Genomic DNA, 18474 nt, shown 5'->3' with positions numbered 1-18474 from the left:
ACCAGTCGGGGCGTTTTTGTGTGCAGCGAAACGGCGAGGTATTACTTACCTGCCCAGCGCTTCAGTACCAGCGTGGCGTTGGTGCCACCGAAACCGAAGCTGTTGCTCATCACGGTGTTGATGGTGGCATTTTCGCGAGTCTTGGTCAGGATTGGCATGTCTGCCACTTCCGGGTCCAGTTCGTCGATGTTGGCGGAACCCGCCATGAAGTTGCCTTCCATCATCAGCATGCAGTAGATCGCTTCGTGAACGCCGGCGGCGCCCAGGGAGTGACCCGACAGGCTCTTGGTGGAGCTGATGGCTGGAGCCTTGTCGCCGAACACTTCACGCACACCTTTCATTTCCGCGACGTCGCCGACCGGAGTCGAGGTGCCGTGGGTGTTCAGGTAGTCGATCGGAGCATCAACGGTGGACATGGCCATCTGCATGCAGCGGATGGCGCCTTCGCCGCTTGGGGCGACCATGTCGTATCCGTCGGAAGTCGCGCCGTAGCCAACGATTTCGGCGTAGATCTTCGCACCGCGGGCCAGAGCGTGTTCCAGCTCTTCGACCACGACCATGCCGCCACCACCGGCGATGACGAAACCGTCACGCTTGGCGTCGTAGGCACGGGAAGCCTTCTCCGGGGTTTCGTTGTACTGGCTGGACAGTGCGCCCATGGCGTCGAACAGGAACGACTGGCTCCAATGCTCTTCTTCACCGCCGCCGGCGAACACGATGTCCTGCTTGCCCATCTGGATCTGTTCCATGGCGGTACCGATGCAGTGAGCACTGGTGGCGCAGGCAGAAGCGATGGAGTAGTTCAGGCCCTTGATCTTGAACGGGGTGGCCAGGCAAGCGGAAACGGTGCTGCTCATGGTCCGCGTTACACGGTACGGGCCAACGCGCTTCACGCCTTTCTCGCGCATGATGTCCAGCGCTTCCATCTGGTTCAGCGTGGAGGCGCCACCGGAACCGGCGATCAGGCCGGTACGCGGGTTGGAGACTTGCTCATCAGTCAGACCGGAGTCGGTGATGGCGTCTTTCATGGCCAGGTAGGCGTAAGCCGCCGCGTGGCCAACGAAGCGATAGATCTTGCGATCGATCAATTCTTCGAGGGGAAGGTCGATGGAGCCGGAAACCTGGCTACGCAGACCCATTTCGGCATATTCCGGGTTGAACCGGATGCCAGGGCGACTTGCACGCAGGTTAGCGGAGACGGTCTCTTTGTCATTGCCCAGGCACGAAACGATGCCCAGACCAGTGATAACGACGCGGCGCATGCGGATAACCCTTAGAAGTTTTCAGTGGAGGTGAAAACGCCGACCCGAAGGCCTTCGGCGGTGTAGATCTCGCGGCCGTCGACACTGACCGAACCGTCGGCAATGGCCAGGTTCAGCTTGCCTTTCAGCACGCGCTTGATCTGAATGTTATAGGTCACTTTCTTGGCAGTCGGCAGGACCTGGCCGAAGAATTTCACTTCGCCCGAACCCAGCGCACGGCCACGGCCCGGCAAGCCTTGCCAGCCGAGGAAGAAGCCGACCAGTTGCCACATGGCGTCAAGGCCCAGGCAGCCTGGCATCACCGGATCACCTTCGAAGTGGCAGGCGAAAAACCACAGGTCCGGAGTGATATCCAGCTCGGCGACCAATTCACCTTTGCCGTACTTGCCACCCTCGGCACTGATATGGGTGATGCGATCCACCATCAGCATGTTCGGGGCGGGCAGTTGTGCGTTACCTGGGCCGAACAGCTCACCGCGACTGCAGCGCAGCAGGTCTTCCCGAGTAAAGGCGTTTTGTTGGGTCATGCGAGCTCCTCAATAGTCCCATGCGGCAGGGTGGGGCAAATCTCCCGGCCGATCGAGGCGTTCATGCCTCGAGTCAGCAGCCTACTCATAGACTATTGCGTTGTGGTGAAAGTCACAGCGCCAAGGACATGAATGTACACTTGTGCACTGAAATTATTATTCAAGCCCCTTTTCGGGCCTGTTCGGGTGCCTAAGACTGCCGCACTTTCGCCTTTCACGCCAGTCGCAGATGGTCGAAAGGCCTGTACTACTGCACCCAGCGCTGCAGAATTTGCTGCAAATCAGTTCGTTTGAACGGCTTGGCCAAGTAATCGTTCATGCCCGCCGACAAACAGGCTTCGCGATCACCCTGCAACGCATTGGCGGTCAAGGCGATGATCGGCAAGTCCGCGCAGCCGGGTAATTGGCGAATCTGTCGGGTTGCTTCGTAGCCGTCGATGATCGGCAATCTGCAGTCCATCAGGATCGCTTCAAAAATCAGGCTTTCGGCGCTTCGCACGGCCTGCGCGCCATCGGTGGCGACGCTGACAGTAAAGCCCAGGCTGCGCAACATTGCTTCGATGACGGTCTGGTTGACCGGGTTGTCTTCGACCAGCAGCACGTTGCGCCCCGCACCATCTTCATTGTCGGTCTGCGTCCTGGATGTCAGCACCGGCAGCGACTGCTTATAGAGCGCCAGCGGGATTTCCAGGGTAAACACCGAACCCAGGCCTTCTTCGCTCTGCGCGCGCAAGGTGCCGCCCATGCGTTCAGCCAAGGTGCGGGCAATCGGCAGGCCCAGACCGGTGCCGCCGTAACGTCGTGAAATGGAACTGTCGGCCTGCTGGAAAGCATTGAACATCAGCTCCAGGCGTTCAGCGCAAATGCCGATGCCGCTGTCGCGCACAGTACAGGTGAACCACAGCAGTTCGTGGTCCAGCGATTGCCACTGCGGTTCGATGCTGACGCGACCCTGCTCGGTGAACTTCAAGGCATTGCCGACCAGGTTGACCAGAATTTGCCGGATGCGCGTTGGATCGCCCTGAACCTGAAGGGCGCGCATGTCCTCAGGGATCAGCAACTGCAGGTCGAGTCCCCGCTGCGCCGCGCTGTGCTGGAACGATTGGGCGCAACTGACGATCAGGTCCGCGAGGTTGAACGGGATGTGCTCCAGTTCCAGTTCCGAACGCTCGATGCGCGAGAAGTCGAGAATGTCGTTGATGACCTTGAGCAGGTGTTCGGTGGACTCCGAGGCCAGCGCCGCGTATTCGACCTGCTCTTCGGTCATGTCGGTGGTTTCCAGCAATTGCAGCATGCCGAGTACGCCATTCATCGGCGTGCGCAGTTCATGGCTCATCATCGCCAGGAAATCAGACTTGGCGTTGTTGGCCTTTTCCGCTTCCTCGCGTGTCTGGATCAACTGCGCCATGGCCTGATGCTGTTCGCGACTGGCTTGTTCGAGGCCGCTGGCCAGGTTGTTGATGTGTTGCGACAGCGCACCCAACTCGGTGTCGTCGACAATCGGCAAGGGCCGTGTGTAATCGCCTTCCTGGATCGCCTTCACGGCGTTGCCAATGTCGCGGATAGGTTGTGAGAGGCTGCCCGCGAGGCGCCGCGCTACGAGAAAGGTAAGCAGCAGGGCGAAGAGGGCGAGGATCGCGGCTTTCAACAGGATTTCCTGCTGACGCTGGTTGAAGGCGTCATTCGACAGACCGACGATCACCCGGCCCAGATAGTCCTCGGACGGGCCGATGCTCGCGGCTTTGGAGCCCTGGAAAAAATCATTGTTGAGCGCGATCCGCTGCAACCGCACCGGTGCCTGGAACACTTCGACCTGCTGCGAGCGCCGGTGGGTTTCCGACGGTTGCTCGACGTACACCAGAATCCGGTTGGCGTTGTCCTGGACCTCCAGGAAACGCACGTTCGGCGTAGCGAGCGTCGCCTTGAGCAAGCTTTCGAGCACTTCGTTATTTCCGGAAATCACTCCGTACTCGGTTGCCGGAGCCAATTGGTTGGCGATCAACTGCCCGGTGTGGTTGAGCTCCTGACGCAGGTCCTGAATCCGCACGAAGGTAAAAAAACTGATCAGCAGCAGTGTCAGCAACAGGGCTGGACCAAGGCTGATCATCTGCGTGCGGGTGTTGATGTCCCAAGGGCGCCGGAAGGTCATGGGCGGCTTTCTCCTTCAGCCAACTGCAGGGCGGCAGACGCGTCATCAATCTGCTCAATACCTAATGAACGAGCCACTTGCGGGTTACTTGATACTTTGAAGTGTTGCGGGTAGAGCGCACGCGGCCAGCTCGCCGTTGGCAGATCGAGCAATTCGTCGAGCACCTGCAGCCAGTCGCTCTGATCGCTGTAGGTGCTGGCCAGGCTGCCCGCCTTGACGAACGCGGCGTTGGGGCCGACCAATGCCAGTTGCCGGGAATAGCTGCTCAACAGCAGGTTTTTCGCGGTTTTCGGGTTGAACAGGTCGGGATCATCGAGGCCCAGCAGTACGTCACAGCTTTTCAGCAAGTCCTGCAAGGGGCGACTGTCATTGGTGTTGTCCCAACGCTCGCTGACCACATCAAGACTGTCCCCAAGGGCGGCCAGACGCATTTCTTTCAAAAGGAATTCGCTGTGATTGTCGTACAGCACGCCGACACGCCGCGCCTGGGGCAGGATCAGTCGAGTCAGGCGCAATTGCCGATCCAGCGGTGGGTCGCTCCAGAGCAGGCTGAGGTGCGGTGGAAAGTTCACGCCGAAACGTTGTTGGGCTTGCAGGCGACTGATGCGCAGTACCAGCGTCGCCGGGCCCTGGGCCTCTTGCTGGCGCCAGTCGAGGCTCGGCAGATCCAGCAGGATCAGGCGCGTGGCGGCAGGCAGTTTGCCTGGCAATGGAAGGCTCGCCAGTGGCTGGAAACGCACGCTGTCGGCCGCACGCATCTCGCTCAATGCGTGGACGAAGGATTGCACGCCGGGGCTGTCTTCGGTGCCAGTCAAAAGAATGTCCGCAGCCTGTATCGGCAGGGCGCCGAGCAGGCAGCCAATAGCCAGGCACAACCCGGCCAGCAGGCGGCCCAGTGGCGGCGACTTCCATGACCGGCAACGGCGCATTTAAAACGTCAGCTCCGCGCTGAAATACACCACGCGGCGCTCGTCGTAGTTGTTGTCGACGAAGGTGGTGGGTTGGTTGTCCAGGCGTTGCTGGAGGATGCCGGCCAGTTCCAGATTGGCCTTGCCCAGGCCGATGCGTTTGGCGATACGCGTGTCGACCCGCTCGAAGCGGTAACCGTTAAGCGCATCGTCGCCATAGTAGAAGAGGGCACTGTTCCAGCCCTGGCCCCAGTTGCGCAGCCAACCGGCGGAACCGCTGTTGCGCGCGGTCTGTTGTTCATCCAGCGGGTTGCTGGCGGTGGCGTCCACGTAGGCATAGGTCAGGCGCAGGCGGTCGGCGCTGCCGAGGCGCCAGTCCACTTGCGTTTCAGCTCCGCAGAAGCGTGCACTGTTTGAGTTGCTGGCGATGTACTGATTGTTGCGCAGCGGTTCGCTGATCATGCCGTTGATTTCGTCGTAGAACAGCTTCACATCGACACTCAGTCCCAGCTCGACGAAGTAGCCGTTGTAGCCCAGCTCTCGCGAACGCATGCGTTCCTTGTCGAGATCGCCGGGGCCACGGGTCTTGACGAAATAGCGGGCGCTGGTCTGGCCGTAAGCGCTGGGCCGCAGGTTGGTCACCTGGTAACTCCAGTTGACGTTGTTCTCGAACATGTCCGGTGAGCGGATCGCTTCCGAGTACACTGCACGCAAGCCCTGACGCGGGGTAATCAGGTAATTGACCGCCACCCGCGGTGTCAGTGAGCTACCGGTCAATTGCGTGTCCTCGAACATCGCCCCGCCCTGCAACAACCAATGCTCGGTGGCACGCCATTCCAGTTGGCCGAACGTGCGCCAGGTGGTGTCGTCGAGCGTGCCATTGAAGTAGGTCTCGGAATCGGCCCGGTCGTAACGATAGTTCATGCCGCTGACCAGTCGCAGACTGTCGGACAGGCTGAGGGTGTCCTGCACTTCGAGGTCAAAGCGCGATTCCCGGGTGCTCTGATCGATGTCGCCACAGAGCGTCTGCCGGGCGCCGCTTTTCCATTGCCCCAGCACTTGATTGGCCAGCGCTTGTTCCGCTGGCGTGCCGCGAGGCGCGCCCGGACCGGTGAAGCGATCCATGTTGCGCGCCAGGCGTTCGGTGTAATTGGGGTTGAGCTGCCAGAGTCGGGCCAGTTCCGGGCTGAACGACGCCTCGGCATCACAGGCGCGCCAGGTTTGCTGGCGATCCCAGTGCTGGGCCGAACCCTGGACATAAAGACTGTGATCGGGATTGAGGTCGAGGTTCCAGCGCAGCGAGCCGGCGTAATCTTTGGCGGCGACGTCGGAATTGTTCCCGGCGGCGGTAATCCCCGGGAACACCGGGCGGTAGGTATACGGCCGCTGGTTGGTGCCTTCCTTCGCATTCAGTTGCCAGTCGATGCTCTGGTTTTCCGCGAGGTTCTGGCTGACCGCCAGATTGAAGCGATTCAGACGACGGCTGTCCCGATAATCGGCACCGTTGCGGTCCGAATCGAAACCGTCGTCTTGCTGGCCGGACAGTGACAATCGCAGGTCGCCACCGTCCCAGCCGGTGCCCTGACTGGCGTAATAGTCGTTGATGCCGCGTTGGCCACGGGTCACTTTCACGCGGGTGCCATGGCTGTTGGCCGGGTTGCGCGTGATGATGTTGACCACGGCCATCAGCGCGTTGGCGCCGTAGCTGACGGTGTTCGGGCCGCGAAACACTTCGATGCGCTCGATGTCTTCCATGGCCACCGGAATATCGCTCCAGTCCACCGTGGCCAGGCCCGCGCGGTATACGGAACGGCCGTCGATCAGCACTTGCAGGCGCCGGGCTTCGGTGGCGTTGGTGCCGTGATAGTTCACCGCGGCCTGGTTGCCGCTGATGTTGCCGACCATCATGCCCGGCACCAGGCGCAGCAACTCGCTGATGTCGCGGGCGCCGCTGGCGTTGATCAATTCGCTGTCAATCACCGTCATGCTCCCCGGAACCGCAGCCGGCGATTGCTTCAGGCGCGTCGCCGTGAGCACTTGCGGGAGCGGTTCGTTGTCGAGGAACAAGTCGTCGGCCAGCAAGGACGGGCTGAACATCAGCGCCAGGACCAGCGGCGAGCGGGGTGAGGGAGAACCAAGCGACACGTCATACCCTTGATCGTGAGGAGTTGGCGCGCATGTTAACCGAGCCCGAGCACTTTTCCATTCACGATGCCGGCATTTTCCTAGGATTTATTGGTCTTCTTCCTACAAGTGTCGGTAATTGATGCAGGGGCTGGCCGCCACGGGGGCGCTCCGTATAATGCCGACATCGCCACTGGTATGGATTAACGGATTACATATGACTGAACAGCGCCCGATTGCGGTCCTGGGAGGCGGAAGTTTTGGTACCGCCGTGGCCAATTTGCTGGCCGAAAACGGTCATCAGGTCCGGCAGTGGATGCGTGACCCCGAACAGGCCGAGGCCATCCGGGTCAATCGCGAGAACCCGCGTTACCTCAAAGGCATCAAGATTCTCCCGGCAGTAGAACCGGTGACTGATCTGCAAGCCACGCTGGACGCCTGCGACCTGTGTTTCGTCGCGTTGCCCTCCAGTGCCCTGCGCTCGGTCTTGGTCCCGCACGCTGCACAGTTGAGCGGCAAACTGCTGGTCAGCCTGACTAAAGGCATCGAAGCCCACACCTTCAAGCTGATGAGCGAGATCCTCGAGGAAATCGCCCCGCAAGCGCGCATCGGCGTGTTGTCCGGACCGAACCTGGCCCGCGAAATCGCTGAACACGCGTTGACCGCCACCGTGGTGGCCAGCGAAGACGAAGAGCTGTGCCAACGGGTTCAGGAAGCGCTCCACGGCCGGACCTTTCGCGTGTACGCCAGCGCCGACCGCTTCGGCGTCGAGTTGGGTGGGGCGCTGAAAAACGTTTACGCGATCATTGCCGGCATGGCCGTGGCGCTGGGCATGGGCGAAAACACCAAGAGCATGCTGATCACTCGAGCACTGGCGGAAATGACCCGTTTTGCAGTGAATCAGGGCGCCAACCCGATGACCTTCCTCGGTCTTGCCGGGGTGGGCGATTTGATCGTCACCTGCTCGTCGCCGAAAAGCCGTAACTACCAGGTCGGGTTTGCCCTCGGCCAGGGCCTGAGCCTGGAGGACGCGGTGACGCGTCTCGGTGAAGTCGCCGAGGGCGTGAACACCCTGAAAGTGCTCAAGGCCAAGGCTCAGGAGGTGGGCGTCTATATGCCGCTGGTCGCCGGGCTGCACGCGATCCTGTTCGAAGGGCGCACGCTTGATCAAGTGATTGAGCTGTTGATGCGCGGCGAGCCGAAAACCGACGTCGACTTCATCTCAACCAGCGGGTTCAACTAAGCACGCTTTGTCAATAAGCAGGGGAGCACGACATGAACGATCCAAAAATGGAAACCAAGTACGAGTCCATCCTGCTGCGGGTGCTGTGGATGATCGTCTTCGTGCTGGTCTGGCAAGTGGCGCAGTTCATCCTTGGCGCGGTGGTGCTGATGCAACTGATCTATCGTTTGTTCTATGGCGCCCCGAGCGCCAGCCTGATGAACTTCGGCGACAGCCTGAGCCAGTTCCTGGCGCAGATCGGTCGTTTCGGCAGCTTCCACAGCGACCAGAAACCCTGGCCGTTCGCCGACTGGCCGACGCCGCGTACACCGGAAGGTGAAGCGCCGCATGTTGTGGCGCCCGCACCGCATCCGGCCCGAGATGAGGAACCCAAGCTATGAAACTCTGGGTATTGCGTCATGGTGAAGCTGAACCCTACGGCTCGCGTCCTGATTCCGAGCGAGCACTGACCCCGCATGGTTGCGAAGAAGTGTTACGCAGTGCGGCCGAGTTGATCGGTCAGCCGATCACCGCGATCTACGCCAGCCCTTACCTGCGTGCGCAGCAGACCGCGCAGTTGGTGCGTGAGGCGCTGGGGTTCGAACCGGACATTCGCACCGTCGAGTGGCTGACCCCCGACAACCGCCCGCAAGCGGTGTCGGAGCAGTTGGTGTCGGTGGATTACGCGTTGTTGGTCAGTCACAACCCGCTGGTGGGCAATTTGCTCGGTTACCTGCAGCACGGTCACGTGCAAGCGCCGGAAACCGTCAAAACCGCCGGCCTGGCAGAACTCGAAGGTGATTTGCCGCTGGCCGGCGCCATGAAGCTCAATGGCATCAAACATCCTTAGCAATCTCGGCACAGGGCTTTTTTAATGTGGGAGCAGGGCTTGCCCGCGATGCAGGCGCTGCGGTTTATAGATCAGACCGAGTCGATGCAATCGCGGGCAAGCCCGGCTCCTACAGGGGTCGGTGGTGTTGCTGATTTTTGTAATGAAATAGTCAACCAAGCAACCGCTTGGTTGACTACGCTTGCTCCAGACCAAAAATTCAGGAGCGAGTCGCATGTCTGCTGCTTTTCGTTTGCCGCTGGATGTCTTCTACGAGCGTGAGGCCCGTCATCCTCGCCAGCGTTTTCTGGTCCAGCCCACGGGCGGCGGGCAGGTCGAGACCCTGACCTGGGCCGACGTCGGCCATCAGGCACGCTGCGCGGCGCATTGGCTGAGGGCCCGCGAACTGCCACAAGGCAGCCACATCGCGCTGATCTCGAAGAACTGTGCCCACTGGATCATTGCCGACCTGGCGATCTGGATGGCCGGGCATGTCTCGGTGCCGTTGTACCCCAACCTGACCGCCGAATCGGTCGCCCAGGTACTCGACCACTCCGAAGCGGCGCTGGCGTTTATCGGTAAGCTCGATGACTGGCCAAGCATGTCCCGCGGTGTCAGGCCGGACTTGCCGACGATCAGTCTGCCGTTGCACCCACCCGGCACCTTCGATTTCAGCTGGACCGACCTGCAACGTTGCTCGCCCATCCAGGATAACCCCGCGCCGGCAGCCGATCAGTTGGCCACCATCATCTACACCTCCGGCACCACCGGCCTGCCCAAAGGCGTGATGCACAGTTTTGGCAATCTGGGTTTCGCCACCACCCGCGGTACGCAGCTGTTTGGCCTCAACGAGTCGGACCGATTGCTGTCCTATTTGCCGCTGTGCCACGTGGCCGAGCGGATGTTCGTCGAACTGGCCTCGATTTACACCGGGCAGACGGTGTTCTTTGCCGAGAGCCTCGACACCTTCCTGACGGATTTAAAGCGCGCCCGGCCTACTGCCTTGTTCGGCGTGCCACGGATCTGGACCAAATTCCAGATGGGCGTGTACAGCAAAATCCCGCAAAAACGCCTCGATTTTTTGCTCGGATTGCCCTTCATCGGCAAGCGGATCGGACATAAAGTCCTCGTCGGGTTGGGGCTGGATGCACTGCGCGTCGCCTTGTCCGGCGCTGCGCCCGTGCCACAAACCTTGCTGCTGTGGTACCGCAAACTGGGGCTGGACGTGCTGGAGGTCTACGGCATGACCGAGAGCTGCGGTTATTCGCACATCTGCCGGCCCGGCGAGAACAAGCCCGGCTGGATCGGCAAGCCGTGCCCTGAGGTAGAAGTGCGGATCGACGAATCAGGCGAGGTCATGGTGCGCAGCGGCGCGACCATGCTCGGCTATTTCAAAGAACCACAGAAAACCGCTGAAACCATCACCGAGGACGGCTTCCTGCGCACCGGCGACAAGGGCGAAGAAGACGCCGAAGGCAACCTGCGCCTGACCGGACGCCTGAAAGAAATCTTCAAGACCAGCAAGGGCAAATACGTCGCGCCGGCACCGATTGAAAATCGCCTGGCGGTGCATTCACGGATTGAACAAGTGTGCGTGGTCGGTGACGGTTTGAGTGCACCGCTGGGACTGTGTGTGCTGTCGGCGGTCGGGCAGCAGGACGCAAGCGGCACGGCGAGGGCGGGGCTGCATTCAAGCCTGGAAAAACTGCTGGATGAGGTCAACGGCGTCCTCGACAAACACGAGCGTTTGCGGCGCCTGGTGGTGGTCAAGGACAGTTGGGCCGTGGAAAACGGTTTCCTGACGCCGACCCTGAAGATCAAGCGCAATGTGATCGAAGCGGCTTACGGTGACCGCTTCGAAGAATGGAGCGAGCGCAGCGAGGCGGTGCTGTGGCAGGATTGAGCCACGAACAAAACCCACAAAGGAAAGCAGCGATGAGTCTGTGGCGTACCACTCCCAACATCGAGCAGTTGAACGCGATCCAGAAAAATACCATCGGCGAAGTGCTGGATATTCGCTTCGAAGCATTTGACGAAGGCTCCCTGACCGCGAGCATGGTCATTGATCACCGCACTCACCAGCCTTACGGTCTGCTGCATGGCGGTGCGTCGGTGGTGCTGGCCGAATCGGTCGGCTCGATGGCCAGCTACCTGTGCATCGACGCCAGCAAGTTTTACTGCGTGGGCCTGGAAATCAACGCCAACCATTTGCGCGGCCTGCGCAGTGGCCGGGTGACCGCCGTGGCCACGCCGATCCACATTGGCCGCACGACGCACGTCTGGGACATCCGCTTGACCAGCGATGAAGGCAAGGCCAGTTGCGTATCGCGCCTGACCATGGCGGTCGTGCCGCTGGGCGAGAATCCGCCAGCACGCTGACATACCCGGCAATCTGCTTGGCCTTTTGTGGGGAGGGAGCAAGCTCCCTCCCCACAATGGCTCCACTCGATAGTCTTGACCGGACTGTCATCATTCCTGTCACTTACAGTCATTGCTGTCAGCTGTCGTCTTACGGACAATCAACGCCTGTTCTCGCTCATGGATTTGCCGGTATGTCGCAACAGATATTTTTCGCCCACGCCAATGGCTTTCCTTCAGGGACCTACGGCAAGTTGTTCGAGGCGCTGGCGCCCGAATATCAGGTGACGCATCTGGAGCAGCACGCTCATGACCCGCGTTTTCCCGCGGACGACAATTGGTACAACCTGGTGGACGAACTGATCCATCACCTCAAACAGCAAGCGGAACCGGTGTGGGGCGTCGGCCATTCCTTTGGCGGGGTGCTGCATTTGCACGCAGCGCTGCGTTGCCCGGAGTTGTATCGCGGCGTGGTGATGCTCGATTCACCGGTGCTGACCCGCACCGATCAATGGGTCATTCGCGCCGCCAAGCGTTTCGGTTTCATCGACCGCCTGACCCCGGCCGGCCGTACCCTGGGACGTCGGGAAGAGTTCGCCGACCTCGAAAGTGCCCGAAGCTACTTCTCGGGCAAAACCTTGTTCCGCAGTTTTGACCCGGAATGCTTTGACGCCTACCTGCAACACGGTTTGCACAAGGTCGGTGACAAGCTGCGCCTGCGCTTCGACCCGGCCACGGAAATCAGCATCTACCGTGGCGTTCCTCACACCAGCCCCGGTCGCACGCGCCAGTTGAAAGTGCCGCTGGCGGTGGTGCGCGGGCACAAGAGCCGCGTGGTGATGCGTCACCATGCGAGCGCTGTCGGGCGCATGCCGCTGGGTGAATCCCTGACCGTGCCCGGCGGTCACATGTTTCCTCTCGAACGTCCACACGACACGGCCAGACTGCTGAAAATCCTGTTCAGCCGATGGGACGGTCGCAGCCAAAAGGATTGCGCATGAGCAATGCCGTCGAAGAAGTCCGTCTGAGCCTGCCGCACATCGAGTTGGCGGCGCACTTGTTCGGTCCTGAAGACGGCCTGCCGGTGATTGCGCTGCATGGCTGGCTGGACAATGCCAACAGCTTTGCCCGTCTGGCGCCCAAGCTCAACGGCCTGCGCATCATCGCGCTGGACATGGCCGGTCATGGTCATTCCGGGCATCGCCCGCCCGGGGCCGGTTACGCGATGTGGGATTACGCCCATGACGTGTTGCAAGTCGCCGAACAACTGGGCCTCAAGCGTTTTGCGCTGATGGGGCACTCAATGGGAGCGATCGCGTCCCTGATCATTGCCGGGTCGATGCCTGAGCGCGTCACGCATCTGGCGTTGATCGACGGCATCATTCCTCCTACAGACAAAGGCGAAAATGCGGCCGAGCGCATGGGCATGGCCCTGCAAGCGCAGCTGGATTTGCGCGAGAAGCAAAAACCGGTCTACAGCACACTCGACCGCGCCATCGAAGCGCGCATGAAGGGTTTGGTGGCGGTCAGTCGCGAAGCCGCCGAGTTGCTGGCCCAGCGCGGCTTGATGCCGGTGCCGGGCGGTTACACCTGGCGCACTGACAACCGCCTGACGCTGCCGTCGCCGCTGCGTCTGACCACCGAACAGGCCATGGCGTTTGTCCAGCGAATCAGTTGCCCGGCCAAACTGGTGGTCGCGGCCGACGGTATGCTCGCCAAACATTCCGAGTTGCTGGAACGTCTACCCTTTAGCCTTGAACAGCTGCCAGGCGGTCATCATTTGCACCTGAATGATGAAACCGGCGCCGACCTTGTCGCAGACTGTTTCAATCGGTTCTTCGCCGTTCCTTGACTTGCGCCGGGCAACTGTCGAGGCTGGGCGGGTTGAAATGGGAGACAACCATGATAGATCGCTATACCGCTGCGACCCCGAATGGCCACAAGGTCTCTATCGTGCTCGCGAAACCCGGCCTGCCCTCCACGGTGCATGCCCCGGGTTTCGACAAAAAGGAACAGAAGTCAAAAGGGGCCCAGGCCATGCAGATCCGATGAGCCTGTCCATGCGTTCACTCAGTCTGCTGGCGCTGTGTTGTTTCAGTCCTTTATCGTTTGCCGCCGATGTTTCCGGCAGTCAGGACTTGCCGATCCTGCCGCGCATGGAAGATGCGCAGATCGTTGATTATCGTCCGGCCGTCGAGCTTGAACGGATCTACCCGCTGGGTTCGATCCGCAAAATCAGCGGCCAGTTGCGCTTTGACGGTCAGGTCACGGCGCGCGGGCAAACCACCTCGGTCACCTACGAGTTACCGCCGGAGCATTCCTCTACCGAAGCCTTTACCGCCGCGCGGGAAGCCTTGCAAAAGCAGGGCGCCGAGCTGCTGTTCTGGTGCCAGGCCCGCGATTGCGGCGAAAGCAGCCTGTGGGCCAACGAAGTCTTCGGCAATTCCAAGCTCTATGGCGCCGACGATCAGCAGGCGTATTTGCTGCTGAGACTGGCGACGCCGCAGGACAATTCGCTGGTGGCGCTTTACAGCATCACTCGCGGTAATCGCAAAGCCTACCTGCATGTCGAGCAATTCGACGCGGCGGCGCCGTTGGGCGACGTGTTACCGACGTCCGCCACTCTGCTGCGTCAGCTCAAAAGCACCGGTGAACTCGATTTCCCAAAACTGAACGCTGATCCCGATGACACGTGGACACGTCTGATTTCACGCGGGCTGAACCTGGACACCACCTTGCGCGTCAGTGTTTCCGGTGCCAAGGCTGAGGCCTGGCGTCAGGCATTGATTGCCCAAGGCGTGCGTGCGGCGCGACTGGAAGCTGGGACCGTCGAAGGCTCTGGCCTGCACATCGAGCTGTTGCGATAAGCTGCACAGGCGAATGCGCTCTGCGCGTTCGTCTACCCTTTGTTGACTGATTTTTCGAGACTCTACATGCCCAATAATGATCGGCTGTTGGTGCAGATTCTGCTCCTGGTGCTGTTTGGCGCGAGCTTCTGGGTGATGGCACCGTTCTGGTCGGCGCTGTTCTGGGGCGCGGTACTGGCGTTTGCCAGTTGGCCGCTGATGCGTTTGTTGACCCGTTGGCTCAAGGGTCGTGAATCCCTGGCGGCCGCGCTGCTGACCCTCGGCTGGATGTTGCTGGTGGCGGTGCCGCTGGTGTGGCTGGGGTTCAACCTGGCTGATCACGTGCGTGACGCCACGGTGTTCATCAAGGATGTACAGGTCGAGGGCCTGCCGCAGGCGCCGGACTGGCTGGGCGGTGTCCCTCTGGTGGGCGCACGGCTGGTGGTGATCTGGAACAGCATCGATGAGCAGGGCGCGGCGATGATGGTCGCGCTCAAGCCTTATCTGGGGCAGGTCGGTAACTGGCTGCTGGCGCGCAGTGCTCAGATAGGCGGCGGGATTCTCGAGCTGACGTTGAGCATCGTGTTTGTGTTCTTTTTCTACCGCGACGGCCCGCGTCTGGCGATCTTTGTCCATGGGTTACTGGAGCGCCTGATCGGTCAGCGCGCCGGGTATTACATTGATCTGGTGGCGGGCACGGTGCAGCGGGTGGTGAACGGCGTGATCGGTACGGCAGCGGCGCAGGCTGTTCTGGCACTGATCGGGTTCCTGATCGCCGGGGTGCCGGGAGCCTTGGTGCTGGGTATCGTGACCTTCCTGCTCAGCCTGATTCCGATGGGGCCACCGCTAGTGTGGATTCCGGCCACGGCATGGCTGGCCTGGAAAGGTGAGTACGGGATGGCAGTGTTCCTGGGGATCTGGGGCACGTTCATCATCAGTGGCGTCGACAACGTGCTCAAGCCGTACCTGATCAGCCGGGGCGGGAATCTGCCGTTGGTGATTGTGTTGCTGGGGGTGTTTGGCGGGTTGATCGCGTTTGGCTTTATCGGGCTGTTTATCGGGCCGACGTTGTTGGCTGTGGCATACAGTCTGTTGACTGACTGGAGCAAGAGTCAGGCGCGGGTAGAGGATCGCCGGCCCTGAGCGTTGAGTCGAGGCTGATGGCCTCATCGCGAGCAGGCTCACTCCTACACTGGATCGATGTAAGACACATAAAGAGTGAACACCACTGAACCCATGTGGGAGTGAGCCTGCTCGCGATGTTTTTGATGTTAGGTAGCGACGTTCAGGTACTTGCCCACCGTCGCCACGTTATCGAGCGAATACTGCTTGCTCAGATTGGCGATCATTTTGTGCAGCGCCTCGTTGACGTTGAACTGATCGGTGGAGCTGTCACTGGTCTTCTCACGGCCTGCTTGCAACGCTGCTTTCAATTCATCACTGCCGACACCGCCGCTGCTGTCACTGTCCAGTGCCTTGAGCAGTGCGGCGCTGGTGTCGGTGCTGGTCGATAAGGTGCTGTTGCTCGCCTGCAGCGCGCTGCTCAGTTCAGTGGCAGTCACGCTGCCATCGCTGTCGGTATCGAGCTGGCTGAACAGTTCCTCGCTGGACACCTGCTGTGGGGGCGGAGGAGGTGGGGCCAGGCTGGCGGCGAGTTCGTCTTTGCTGACGGTGCCGTCCTGGTTCTTGTCCAGGGCCGAGAAGATTTCCTTGCTGTCGGCACTGCTGCCGGCGCTGGTCAGGCCGGTGCTCAGCTCGTCGCTGCTGATGGCGCCGTCACCGTCGGTGTCCAGGGCGCTGATCATGGCATCGGCGAGTTCGGTGCTCGGTGGTTGATCATGTTGCGGTGGCGGTGGTGGGGCCATCGCGGCCATTTCTTCACTGCTCAGGTTGCCGCTGTTATCGCTGTCGAGGTCGGCGAAGTTCTTGCTCAGGCTGACCAACAGGCCGTCGTCGGATTTTTGCGACAAGGCACTTTTCAGCTCGTCCTGATCCACCGCGCCGTCGCTATTTGTGTCGAGTTTGGCGAGCAGTTCTTTCTGGAACTGCTGGCTGCGGGCGGTGTTGGTTGTGCTACTGGTATTGCTGGTGCTGGTGCTGGTATAGCTCGTGTAGTTGCTGACGCTACCGATCATTGTGCTCACTCCCTGGAATGGAAAACCGGTGGGTACACCGGCTTATGCAGCCTCAAGGGGCAAGGTGTCGTGGGTATGTGAGGTTTGTACCGGTCAGTACACACAGGCTCAGGTACGGGGAAGGTGAATGACAGCAGTCAAACCACCGCCCGGGGTTTCTTCCAGGCTCAGTTGCCCGCCCAGTCGTTCTGAAGCCTCGCGGGCTATGGTCATGCCCAGGCCAACACCGCCGGAGTTGCGGTTGCGTGAACCCTCCAGGCGAAAGAACGGCTCAAACACCGCCTCACGCTTATCCGGCGCAATACCCGGCCCATGATCAATCACCCGAATTACCAGGGTTTCGCGGCTGTCTTCGAGGGTGATCAATGCCTGTCCCGCGTAGCGAAGCGCGTTATCCAGCAGGTTGTTGATGCACGAACGCAGGGCCATCGGCTGGACTTGCAGCGGGGCGCAGTGACCGCTGGCCTGCACATCGGCGCCCTGATCCTGGGCGTTTTCACACAACGACTCCACCAACGCCTGCACGTCCATCCATTGCCGGGCTTCGCTGGTGCGCTGTTCGTGCAGATACGTCAGGGTGGCGTCAAGCATGCTGATCATGTCGTCCAGATCCTGACGCATCTGACCTTGCAGCTTCTCGTCGTCGATCTGCTCCAGACGCAATTTGAGCCGCGACAACGGCGTGCGCAGGTCATGGGACACCGCGCCGAGCATTCGCGAGCGCTGTTGCACCTGTTCGATAATGCGTTTCTGCATCAAGTTGAAGGTGTAGGCCGCTTGCCGTGCTTCCCGTGGGCCTGATTCATCCAGCGGCGTGCTGTCGAGGTTTTCGCTCAAGCGCTCGGCGGCATCGCTCAGGCGCTGGATCGGTCGGCTCAGCAGTTTGGCGCCGTACCAGGCCGCAATGACCAGCGAGATCAATTGAAAGGTCAGCGGCACTAACGGCCCGCCGAACCATGGCCGAGGCGGCCGGTTTTCAAAGCGCGGGTCCATTGGTGGGCGCTTTGCGTCAACGCCTTGGGAAAACTCTGGCGGCGGCGGTGGGGGAGGCGGGCCGTAATGGTGAAACCAGGCAAATGCCAACAGGTGCGCAAGGATGATCGCCAGCAACAGCACGCCGAACAGACGGCCGAACAGCGTATCGAAGCGCGCACGCATCAGCCGATGTCTCTGGCGTCGAACAGATAACCCTCGCCGCGAACGGTCTTGATCAGCTGCGGGGCTTTGGGATCATCACCGAGTTTCTGGCGCAGGCGCGAGACCAGCAGATCGATGCTGCGATCAAAGGCCTCGATCGAGCGCCCTCGAGCGGCGTCCAGCAATTGCTCGCGGCTAAGCACCCGGCGTGGACGTTCGATAAACACCCAGAGCAGGCGGAATTCGGCGTTGGACAACGGCACCACCAGGCCGTCGGCGGCAATCAACTGGCGCAACACGCTGTTCAGGCGCCAGTTGTCGAAGCGAATGTTCGCCCGTTGTTCGGTGCGATCATCGCGCACCCGGCGCAGGATGGTTTGAATTCTCGCCACCAGCTCACGGGGTTCGAACGGTTTGGCCATATAGTCATCGGCGCCCAGCTCCAGGCCGATGATCCGGTCGGTGGGTTCGCAGCGGGCCGTGAGCATCAGGATCGGAATGTCCGATTCGGCACGCAGCCAGCGGCACAACGACAAGCCGTCTTCGCCCGGCAGCATCAGGTCCAGCACCACCACGTCGAAATGTTCGGCTTGCAGCGCCAGGCGCATCGCCGCGCCGTCGGTGACACCGCTGGCGTGGATGTTGAACCGGGCGAGGTAGTCGATCATCAGTTCGCGAATCGGGACGTCATCGTCGACGATCAGGGCGCGAATGCTCCAGCGTTTGTCATCGCCGGGCGCTTTTTGATCGTCGTTCAAAGGGGCTTGGGTGTTGTGCATGCGTGCGTTCATCTGCCAGAGAGGCTGCCAACCACAAAGATGGGCTGCGAGGTTGTGGCTTCAGCATAGGCGTCCGGCCCGGAGGCGGGAAGTGCTGTAAGGACGTGTTGCGGCTGCCGACGGTAGCGATGAAGGATGTTGTGGGCGTGTCATGAGTGTATCGGCCTCGACACAATTGGCCAAAGGACTAGGCTTGCC

Annotated in this window: 17 protein-coding genes and 1 pseudogene; 10 read left to right on the top strand and 8 right to left on the bottom strand. The window is 60.8% G+C overall.

From position 1 onward, the window contains the following. Positions 1-41 precede the first annotated feature (41 nt). The 5 genes from fabB to EAH78_RS09885 form a co-directional block, all read right to left on the bottom strand. Positions 42-1262: a beta-ketoacyl-ACP synthase I gene (gene fabB / locus EAH78_RS09905; protein WP_140667385.1), complete on the bottom strand. Its 1221-nt coding sequence runs from the start codon at positions 1260-1262 to the stop codon at positions 42-44. Positions 1263-1273: 11 nt separating this feature from the next. Next, positions 1274-1789, bottom strand: a complete 516-nt coding sequence (gene fabA / locus EAH78_RS09900; protein ID WP_140667384.1) for a 3-hydroxyacyl-[acyl-carrier-protein] dehydratase FabA — start codon at positions 1787-1789, stop codon at positions 1274-1276. A gap of 247 nt (positions 1790-2036) precedes the next feature. Next, positions 2037-3938 (bottom strand): response regulator, encoded by a 1902-nt coding sequence (locus EAH78_RS09895; RefSeq protein ID WP_140667383.1) that lies wholly within the window; start codon positions 3936-3938, stop codon positions 2037-2039. Beyond that, positions 3935-4867 (bottom strand): ABC transporter substrate-binding protein, encoded by a 933-nt coding sequence (locus EAH78_RS09890; RefSeq protein WP_140667382.1) that lies wholly within the window; start codon positions 4865-4867, stop codon positions 3935-3937. Before EAH78_RS09890 ends, EAH78_RS09895 begins: the two co-directional genes overlap by 4 nt. After that, positions 4868-6991 carry a TonB-dependent receptor plug domain-containing protein gene (locus EAH78_RS09885; protein ID WP_140667381.1) on the bottom strand — a complete coding sequence of 708 codons (2124 nt, stop codon included), beginning with the start codon at positions 6989-6991 and terminating at the stop codon, positions 4868-4870. A gap of 196 nt (positions 6992-7187) precedes the next feature. On the opposite strand from EAH78_RS09885, the gene EAH78_RS09880 reads away from it, so the two are divergent. The 10 genes and pseudogenes from EAH78_RS09880 to EAH78_RS09835 all read left to right on the top strand — a co-directional run bounded on the left by EAH78_RS09880 (position 7188) and on the right by EAH78_RS09835 (position 15368). Next, a complete protein-coding gene (locus EAH78_RS09880; protein ID WP_140667380.1) occupies positions 7188-8213 on the top strand; it encodes an NAD(P)H-dependent glycerol-3-phosphate dehydrogenase in 1026 nt (341 codons plus the stop codon). Between the two features lie 32 nt (positions 8214-8245). Then, positions 8246-8593: a DUF4389 domain-containing protein gene (locus EAH78_RS09875; protein WP_140667379.1), complete on the top strand. Its 348-nt coding sequence runs from the start codon at positions 8246-8248 to the stop codon at positions 8591-8593. Continuing rightward, positions 8590-9042, top strand: a complete 453-nt coding sequence (gene sixA / locus EAH78_RS09870; RefSeq protein ID WP_140667378.1) for a phosphohistidine phosphatase SixA — start codon at positions 8590-8592, stop codon at positions 9040-9042. Before EAH78_RS09875 ends, sixA begins: the two co-directional genes overlap by 4 nt. Positions 9043-9256: 214 nt before the next feature. Next, positions 9257-10924: an AMP-binding protein gene (locus tag EAH78_RS09865; RefSeq protein ID WP_140667377.1), complete on the top strand. Its 1668-nt coding sequence runs from the start codon at positions 9257-9259 to the stop codon at positions 10922-10924. Between the two features lie 32 nt (positions 10925-10956). Beyond that, the gene (locus EAH78_RS09860; RefSeq protein ID WP_140667376.1) at positions 10957-11400 is read left to right on the top strand and encodes a hotdog fold thioesterase; all 444 of its coding nucleotides are present in this window, start codon (positions 10957-10959) and stop codon (positions 11398-11400) included. 173 nt (positions 11401-11573) lie between these two features. After that, complete coding sequence (locus tag EAH78_RS09855; protein ID WP_161599678.1) at positions 11574-12380, top strand: alpha/beta fold hydrolase; 807 nt, start codon at positions 11574-11576, stop codon at positions 12378-12380. After that, positions 12377-13231 (top strand): alpha/beta hydrolase, encoded by an 855-nt coding sequence (locus tag EAH78_RS09850; RefSeq protein ID WP_140667374.1) that lies wholly within the window; start codon positions 12377-12379, stop codon positions 13229-13231. The genes EAH78_RS09855 and EAH78_RS09850 overlap by 4 nt, the downstream gene beginning before the upstream one ends. A gap of 50 nt (positions 13232-13281) precedes the next feature. After that, positions 13282-13401 (top strand): annotated as a pseudogene (locus EAH78_RS09845) (glutathione S-transferase); the annotation flags it as partial. Positions 13402-13439: 38 nt separating this feature from the next. Further along, a complete protein-coding gene (locus EAH78_RS09840; RefSeq protein WP_140667373.1) occupies positions 13440-14246 on the top strand; it encodes a DUF4892 domain-containing protein in 807 nt (268 codons plus the stop codon). Between the two features lie 66 nt (positions 14247-14312). After that, positions 14313-15368 (top strand): AI-2E family transporter, encoded by a 1056-nt coding sequence (locus EAH78_RS09835; protein ID WP_140667372.1) that lies wholly within the window; start codon positions 14313-14315, stop codon positions 15366-15368. 128 nt (positions 15369-15496) lie between these two features. Here the strand turns inward: EAH78_RS09835 and xopAW are convergent, their stop codons facing one another. The 3 genes from xopAW to EAH78_RS09820 form a co-directional block, all read right to left on the bottom strand. After that, entirely contained in the window at positions 15497-16360 is an 864-nt protein-coding gene (xopAW, locus tag EAH78_RS09830) for a XopAW family type III secretion system calcium-binding effector (protein WP_140667371.1), read from the bottom strand. Positions 16361-16468: 108 nt separating this feature from the next. Further along, positions 16469-17518, bottom strand: a complete 1050-nt coding sequence (locus EAH78_RS09825) for a sensor histidine kinase (protein ID WP_140667370.1) — start codon at positions 17516-17518, stop codon at positions 16469-16471. Further along, a complete protein-coding gene (locus EAH78_RS09820) occupies positions 17518-18276 on the bottom strand; it encodes a response regulator (RefSeq protein WP_027924004.1) in 759 nt (252 codons plus the stop codon). The genes EAH78_RS09825 and EAH78_RS09820 overlap by 1 nt, the downstream gene beginning before the upstream one ends. Positions 18277-18474: the final 198 nt, after the last annotated feature.

This window comes from Pseudomonas arsenicoxydans (genome assembly GCF_006438915.1).
In the GTDB taxonomy this organism is placed as follows: domain Bacteria; phylum Pseudomonadota; class Gammaproteobacteria; order Pseudomonadales; family Pseudomonadaceae; genus Aquipseudomonas; species Aquipseudomonas arsenicoxydans_A.
This window is presented reverse-complemented; position numbering and strand designations above follow the sequence as displayed.

What these genes read in the sequence shown, in the direction of transcription:
- fabB (WP_140667385.1), bottom strand. Translation starts at nt 1,262, where the DNA reads ATGCGCCGCGTCGTTATCACTGGTCTGGGCATCGTTTCGTGCCTGGGC.
- fabA (WP_140667384.1), bottom strand. Translation starts at nt 1,789, where the DNA reads ATGACCCAACAAAACGCCTTTACTCGGGAAGACCTGCTGCGCTGCAGT.
- EAH78_RS09895 (WP_140667383.1), bottom strand. Translation starts at nt 3,938, where the DNA reads ATGACCTTCCGGCGCCCTTGGGACATCAACACCCGCACGCAGATGATC.
- EAH78_RS09890 (WP_140667382.1), bottom strand. Translation starts at nt 4,867, where the DNA reads ATGCGCCGTTGCCGGTCATGGAAGTCGCCGCCACTGGGCCGCCTGCTG.
- EAH78_RS09880 (WP_140667380.1), top strand. Translation starts at nt 7,188, where the DNA reads ATGACTGAACAGCGCCCGATTGCGGTCCTGGGAGGCGGAAGTTTTGGT.
- EAH78_RS09875 (WP_140667379.1), top strand. Translation starts at nt 8,246, where the DNA reads ATGAACGATCCAAAAATGGAAACCAAGTACGAGTCCATCCTGCTGCGG.
- sixA (WP_140667378.1), top strand. Translation starts at nt 8,590, where the DNA reads ATGAAACTCTGGGTATTGCGTCATGGTGAAGCTGAACCCTACGGCTCG.
- EAH78_RS09865 (WP_140667377.1), top strand. Translation starts at nt 9,257, where the DNA reads ATGTCTGCTGCTTTTCGTTTGCCGCTGGATGTCTTCTACGAGCGTGAG.
- EAH78_RS09860 (WP_140667376.1), top strand. Translation starts at nt 10,957, where the DNA reads ATGAGTCTGTGGCGTACCACTCCCAACATCGAGCAGTTGAACGCGATC.
- EAH78_RS09855 (WP_161599678.1), top strand. Translation starts at nt 11,574, where the DNA reads ATGTCGCAACAGATATTTTTCGCCCACGCCAATGGCTTTCCTTCAGGG.
- EAH78_RS09850 (WP_140667374.1), top strand. Translation starts at nt 12,377, where the DNA reads ATGAGCAATGCCGTCGAAGAAGTCCGTCTGAGCCTGCCGCACATCGAG.
- EAH78_RS09840 (WP_140667373.1), top strand. Translation starts at nt 13,440, where the DNA reads ATGCGTTCACTCAGTCTGCTGGCGCTGTGTTGTTTCAGTCCTTTATCG.
- EAH78_RS09835 (WP_140667372.1), top strand. Translation starts at nt 14,313, where the DNA reads ATGCCCAATAATGATCGGCTGTTGGTGCAGATTCTGCTCCTGGTGCTG.
- xopAW (WP_140667371.1), bottom strand. Translation starts at nt 16,360, where the DNA reads ATGATCGGTAGCGTCAGCAACTACACGAGCTATACCAGCACCAGCACC.
- EAH78_RS09825 (WP_140667370.1), bottom strand. Translation starts at nt 17,518, where the DNA reads ATGCGTGCGCGCTTCGATACGCTGTTCGGCCGTCTGTTCGGCGTGCTG.
- EAH78_RS09820 (WP_027924004.1), bottom strand. Translation starts at nt 18,276, where the DNA reads ATGCACAACACCCAAGCCCCTTTGAACGACGATCAAAAAGCGCCCGGC.